The 6,029-nt window shown below is 63.8% G+C and carries 6 protein-coding genes; 1 reads left to right on the top strand and 5 read right to left on the bottom strand.

From position 1 onward, the window contains the following. From BIS11_RS09150 to BIS11_RS09135, 4 genes are all read right to left on the bottom strand, one after another. On the bottom strand, positions 1-488 hold a 488-nt coding region (locus tag BIS11_RS09150), incomplete at its 3' end, for an aldehyde dehydrogenase family protein (protein WP_253585952.1). A gap of 147 nt (positions 489-635) precedes the next feature. Continuing rightward, positions 636-1,064 (bottom strand): universal stress protein, encoded by a 429-nt coding sequence (locus tag BIS11_RS09145; RefSeq protein WP_253419613.1) that lies wholly within the window; start codon positions 1,062-1,064, stop codon positions 636-638. A gap of 11 nt (positions 1,065-1,075) precedes the next feature. Further along, entirely contained in the window at positions 1,076-3,670 is a 2,595-nt protein-coding gene (locus BIS11_RS09140; RefSeq protein WP_253419610.1) for a TRAP transporter permease, read from the bottom strand. Between the two features lie 162 nt (positions 3,671-3,832). Then, a complete protein-coding gene (locus BIS11_RS09135) occupies positions 3,833-4,813 on the bottom strand; it encodes a TAXI family TRAP transporter solute-binding subunit (protein WP_253419607.1) in 981 nt (326 codons plus the stop codon). On the opposite strand from BIS11_RS09135, the gene BIS11_RS09130 reads away from it, so the two are divergent. Next, entirely contained in the window at positions 4,802-5,104 is a 303-nt protein-coding gene (locus BIS11_RS09130; protein ID WP_253419604.1) for a hypothetical protein, read from the top strand. The two genes, BIS11_RS09135 and BIS11_RS09130, sit on opposite strands and share 12 nt — an antisense overlap. Here BIS11_RS09130 and BIS11_RS09125 read toward each other — a convergent pair. After that, positions 5,101-6,029: TRAP transporter large permease (locus BIS11_RS09125; protein ID WP_253585951.1), on the bottom strand; the 929-nt coding region annotated here is incomplete at its 5' end. The genes BIS11_RS09130 and BIS11_RS09125 overlap by 4 nt on opposite strands.

Below are 6,029 nucleotides of genomic sequence, written 5' to 3'. Positions count from 1 at the left end.
GGAATGATCTGCCCCACCACGCCGAGCGGCTCGTGGAAGTGATAGGCCACGGTGTTGGCGTCGATGTCCGCGACGCTGCCTTCCTGGGCGCGGATGCATCCGGCGAAGTAGCGAAAGTGATCAACGGCCAGCGGAATATCGGCGTTGAGCGTCTCGCGTACCGCCTTGCCGTTGTCCCAGGTTTCCGCGACCGCCAGAAGCTCCAGGTTCTGCTCGATGCGATCGGCGATCTTGAGCAGGAGGTTGCTGCGCTCGGCGGCGGAGGTCTTGCCCCAGGCGGGGGCCGCCTGGTGCGCGGCGTCCAGGGCCTTCTCCAGGTCCTCGTCGGTGGAGCGTGCCACTTCGCAGAATACCTGGCCGTTCACCGGACTCAGGTTGTCGAAGTACTGCCCCTTCACCGGGGCCACGAACTCGCCGCCAATGTAGTTGCCGTAGCGTTTTTCGAAGGTGACCACGGCGTTCGCTTCACCGGGATTTGCATAGATCATGATGAGCCTCCTGGAGAGTGTCTTGTTGTGAACCGCTCATCCAGTGTTGGTCACCCGGCGTGCAAGCGACATTAGCCAAACGTCGAAATCGCTCGAGCAGGCACGAAAAAAGGCGGCCGAAGCCGCCTTTGAGGGTAGACCGGCGCGCTAGCGCACGATCATCACCGATACCTTGGCATGATGCACCACGTGCTCGGCGTTGGGGCCGAGCACGTAGTCGGCGAACTTGCGCTTGGTATGCGAGGCCATCACGATCAGGTCGGCATCGAGCTTCTTGCCGACCTTGATGATCGCCTCCCAGGGCGAGCCGTCGACGATCACGTTCTGGGCCTGGATGCCGTCGGGCACCTGAGCCTCGGTGAAATCGATCAACGCCTGCTTCATGGCCAGGTGGGCCTTTTCCGAGAAGTCCTTCGGAAAGTAGGCGCCGACCATCGGCATCGTGAACTCCGGCAGCACGCTGACCAGATGAAGCGAGGCGCCGAAGGTCTGGCACAGCGTCGTCGCCACCGGCAGCGCCTTCTTCCAGGAACTCTCTTCATTGAGATCCACGGGCAGCAGAATCTTCTGGTACATGCGCACTCTCCTCAGGCCTGGGCCGTGGTCGCCTCTTCCTTGCGACGGCGGCTACGCTGCATCAACACCACCAGTGCGAAAAGCCCAAGCGCCGGCAGCCACATCCACTCCTTCGTCCAGCGATCCACCGGGGCGAGTACCTCGACGATCTCCTGGTCGAAGTCGAGTCCCAGCTCCGCAGCAGGGCTACCGAACTCGACGAAATCGACCAGCGTCTGGTCGCCGTCGGTGTAGAGCTCGAGCCCCAGGTTCTGCATGCGCTCTTCACCGGTCTCCCCCTCGGGTACCGGCACCAGCAGGTAGGTGGTCATGGGCGAACCGAAGGCGTCTTCACCGGCGATCTGGATACGCAGGTTGCTGCCTTCGTCGACCTGACCCAGAGCCTCGGCGAACTGCGCCGGCGGCACGGAATCGTAGGGGTCGTGGAGACGATCCATCCAGAAACCCGGGCGGAACAGCGTGAAGGCGACCAGCAGCAGCAGGATCGACTCGTACCAGCGGTTGCGGGTCAGGAAGTACCCTTGGGTGCCGGCGGCGAAGATCAGCATGGCGATGGTGGCCACGATGAAGATCACCACTCCCTGGACGAAGGTGACGTCGATCAGCAGAAGATCCGTGTTGAAGATGAACAGAAACGGCAGTGCGGCGGTGCGCAGGCTGTAGTAGAACGCCTGGAAGCCGGTGCGGATCGGATCGCCCCCGGAGACCGCCGCCGCGGCGAAGGAGGCCAGGCCCACCGGTGGCGTCACGTCGGCCATGATGCCGAAGTAGAACACGAACAGGTGCACCGCGATCAGCGGCACGATCAGGCCGTTCTGCTGGCCGAGCATCACGATCACCGGCGCCATCAGCGCGGAGACGACGATGTAGTTGGCGGTGGTGGGAAGCCCCATGCCGAGGATCAGGCTGAGCACGGCGGTGAGCAGCAGGATGACCATCAGGTTGCCGCCGGAGAGGATCTCGACCACGTCCGCCAGCACCAGGCCGACGCCGGTCTGGGAGACCGCGCCGACCACGATGCCCGCCGTGGCCGTGGCGATGCCGATGCCGATCATGTTGCGCGCGCCGGTCACCAGGCCGTCCCACAGGTCCATGATGCCTTCCTTGACGTCGTCGGCCAGGCGGCTACGGCCTCGAAAGTAGGCGATGATCGGGCGCTGGGTCAGCATGACGAAGATCATGAACACCGTGGCCCAGAACGCGGACAGCCCCGGCGACAGCCGCTCGACCATCAAGCACCACACCAGCACGACCACCGGCAGGATGTAGTGCAGCCCCACCATGACCGTCGGGCGGGTTTGCGGCAGGGTCACCACCTTGGAGCGGGGATCGTCGATCTCGAGTTCCGGATAGCGGGCGCTGACTTTCAAAAGCCCCACGTAGATGACGGCCAGGCCGAGGGAAATGATCCAGGGGGCCGACTCGCCGAGCACCGGCTTGAGCCAGCCAAGGCCATAGTAGACCGCCACGGACAGCCCCATGATGAGCAGCAGCCCGGTCAGGAAACCGATCACCTTGTTCAGAAGCGGCCGTGGCGGGTTGCTCGAGGGCAGCCCTTGCATGCCGGCCTTGAGCGCTTCGAGGTGCACGATGTAGAGCAGCGCGATATAGGAGATCAGCGCGGGCAGAAAGGCGTGCTTGATGACTTCGACGTAGGGAATGCCCACGTACTCGACCATCAGAAAGGCCGCGGCGCCCATGACCGGCGGCATGATCTGGCCGTTGACCGAGGAGGAGACCTCCACGGCGCCGGCTTTTTCGGCGCTGAAGCCCACACGCTTCATCATCGGAATGGTGAAGGTACCGGTAGTCACGGTATTGGCGATGGACGAGCCGGAAATCAGCCCGGTCAGCCCCGAGGCCACCACGGCGGCCTTGGCAGGCCCGCCCTTCAGGTGGCCGAGCATCGAGAACGCCACCTTGATGAAGTAGTTGCCCGCCCCGGCCTTGTCCAGCAGCGCGCCGAACAGCACGAACAGGAACACGAAGCTCGTGGAGACCCCCAGCGCGATACCGAACACCCCTTGGGTGCCGAGCCACTGGTGGTTGATCAACCCGCCGAGGCTCACGCCGCGGTGAGCGAGAATGCCGGGCATGTAGGGCCCGAACAGGGAATAGGCGATGAAGATGGCGGCGATCACCATCAAGGGCGGCCCCAGCGCCCGCCGGGTCGCCTCCAGCAGCATGACGATACCGACTATCGCGACCACGATGTCCTGGGTGATGGGGCGCCCGGAGCGTCCGGCGAGATCGTCATAGAACACGAAGAGATAGGCGCCGCAGAAGGCTGCCACGGCGGCAAAGAGCCAGTCCTGTAGCGGGATACGATCACGGGGGGAGCGCTTGAATGCCGGGTAGGCCATGAAGGCCAGAAACAGCGCGAACGCCAGGTGGATCGAGCGCGCTTCCGTGGCGCTGAACACGCCAAAGCCCACCAGATAAGGCAGCGGCGAGGCGATCCAGAGCTGAAACAGCGACCAGGCAGCGGCGATACTCACCAGTAGCTTCCCGGGCGCCCCCAGAGGTTTTCTCGCGCCGGTATCGCTGGAGGCGACCATGTCCTCCAGGTCGGCCTCCGCGGCCGGGGTCTTCTTCTCGTCTTGCATACGCTAGCCCTTTGAGGTCGGCGCCGGCGAGCGGTACGTGCTACCACCGCTTGCCAGTTATGGTTACCAGTACATTCAACGAAAGCGCGGACACCCAGGGCGCCCGCGCTTCGCGTTTTACTCTATAACGCCAGGGTTGTCACCTTGGCGCTGGTTGTCCGCTTACTCGATCCAGCCACGCTCACGGTAGTAGCGTTCGGCACCGGCGTGCAGCGGCGCGGTCAGACCGTCGGCGATCATGTCTTCCTCGTTCAGGTTCTCGAACGCCGGGTGCAGACGCTTGAAGCGGTCGAAGTTCTCGAACACCGCCTTGACGGTTTCGTAGATGACCTCTTCGTCGACGTTGGTGGACGACACGAAGGTCGCCGCCACACCGAAGGTCTCGACGTCTTCGTCGTTGCCGCGATACAGACCGCCCGGGATCACGGAGCGGGTGTAGTACGGATACTCTTCGATCAGGCCATCGATCTCGTCACCGGTGACCGAGACCAGCTTGGCGTCGATGGTGGTGGTGGCTTCCTGGATGGAGCCGTTGGGGTGGCCGACCACGTAGACCATGGCGTCGATGTTGTTGTCGGAGAGCGCCGAGGCCTGTTCGGCGGCGTCGAGCTGGGACGCCAGCGCGAAGGTGCTCTCGTCCCAGCCGAAGGCGTCCATGACGACGTCCATGGTATTGCGCTGACCGGAACCGGGGTTGCCGATGTTGATGCGCTTGCCCGGGAAGTCGCTGATGTTCTCGATGCCGGCATCGGCGCGGGCGACGACGGTCAGCGGCTCGCCGTGCATGGTGAAGACCGAGCGCATCTCTTCCCACGGGCCCTCGCCCTCGAAGTTGCCTTCACCGTTGTAGGCACGGTACTGGACGTCGGACTGCACCACGCCCATGTCCAGGTCGCCGCTCTTCATGCCGTTGACGTTGGCCACGGAACCACCGGTGGACGGCGCGTTGCAGCGGATGTTGTGCTCTTCGCTGCCGCGGTTGACCATGCGGCAGACCGATTGGCCGACCACGTAGTAGACACCGGTCTGACCGCCGGTGCCGATGGTGATGTAGCGTTCCTGGGCCACGGCCGGAGCGGCGAAGCTCGCCGCGGCGATCAGCGCGCCGGAGACGGCAGCGGTGGAGAATACATGGCGTTTCATGGACACACCTCGTTATCATTTGTGAGCGTTATGCGCTTTGAACCACCCGTTGTATCGATCCCCTGGGTGATGATGTCCAAAACGTTACAAGACAGTCTGTTAACTCGTCTATTAACTCCGCCGGCTAGGGCGAAGGATGTTACTTTAGCGAAAAAAACGCCGCTTGGCGAAGTATGCGTAATGCCACCCGCCAGCGCATGGGCGGCGCTTGCCCCCGAGCGTATCTCCATCGTCTCGTTCACTATAGAGGCTATTTTCACCGGCGAGCGTTTAGCCGCCCGGCGCCTTTAAACGTTGTAGCCGAGCACGCCGGGCAGCCACAGCGCGATACTCGGAAACAGCGCCACCAGCGCCATCGCGCAAGCCATGGCGAGCACGAACACCAGCGCCCAGCCCAGGGTATGCTCGAGGCGAATCTTGGCCACTTCCGTGGTCACCATCAAATTCACCGCCACCGGTGGGGTGAACTGGCCGATGGCGATGTTCATGGCCAGCAGGATGCCGAACCATACCGGGTTCCATTCGAAGTGCTGCATCACCGGAATCAGGATCGGCATCAGGATCAGGTAGATCGAGACCGCATCAAGCAGCATGCCGGCGATCAACACCGCCAGCATCACCAGTACCAGTAGCAGCGCGCCGTTGTCGGTGAGCCCGATCATCCACTGTGCCAGATGGCGGAAGGTACCGAGCATGGTACCTGCCCAGGCGAACACGCCGGCAAGCGCAATGATCAGCATCACCACGCCGGAAATGATCGCCGCCTCGCCCAGCAGCGCCCAGAGATCGCGTAGCGAAAGCTCCCGGGTCAGGAACAGGCCGACCAGCGTGCCGTAGGCCACCGCCACCACCGCCGCCTCGGTCGGTGTGAACAGCCCCGAGCGCAGCCCGCCGAGGATCAGGACCGGGGCGAACAGCGCCGGCAGCGCCTGCTTGAACGCCACGCCCACGCTCGGCCGCTCGGTATCCTCCACCGGCGCGCCGCCCTCCCAGCCGTAGCGCCGGGCCAAAAGCATCGCCGGCACCAGCAGCGAAAGCCCGGCCAGGATGCCGGGAAAGAGCCCGGCGGCGAACAGCGCGCGAAGATCCACCCCGGGCACCACGATGGAGTAGAGGATCAATGCCACCGACGGCGGAATGAGAATGGCGGTGGAGGCGGACGCGGCGATCAAGGTGGCGGAAAACGGCTTCGGGTAGCCCGCCTTGGTCATGCTCG

The organism is Halomonas sp. 707D4, from assembly GCF_024158685.1.
Classification (GTDB): Bacteria; Pseudomonadota; Gammaproteobacteria; order Pseudomonadales; family Halomonadaceae; genus Vreelandella.
Note: the sequence above shows the minus strand (reverse complement) of the source record. Positions and strands in the feature narration are given on the sequence as shown.

Bases quoted from the DNA above. Each gene is read 5' to 3' on its own strand.
- BIS11_RS09130 (WP_253419604.1), top strand. From the start codon at position 4,802: ATGGCGTTTCATGGACACACCTCGTTATCATTTGTGAGCGTTATGCGC.
- BIS11_RS09135 (WP_253419607.1), bottom strand. From the start codon at position 4,813: ATGAAACGCCATGTATTCTCCACCGCTGCCGTCTCCGGCGCGCTGATC.
- BIS11_RS09140 (WP_253419610.1), bottom strand. From the start codon at position 3,670: ATGCAAGACGAGAAGAAGACCCCGGCCGCGGAGGCCGACCTGGAGGAC.
- BIS11_RS09145 (WP_253419613.1), bottom strand. From the start codon at position 1,064: ATGTACCAGAAGATTCTGCTGCCCGTGGATCTCAATGAAGAGAGTTCC.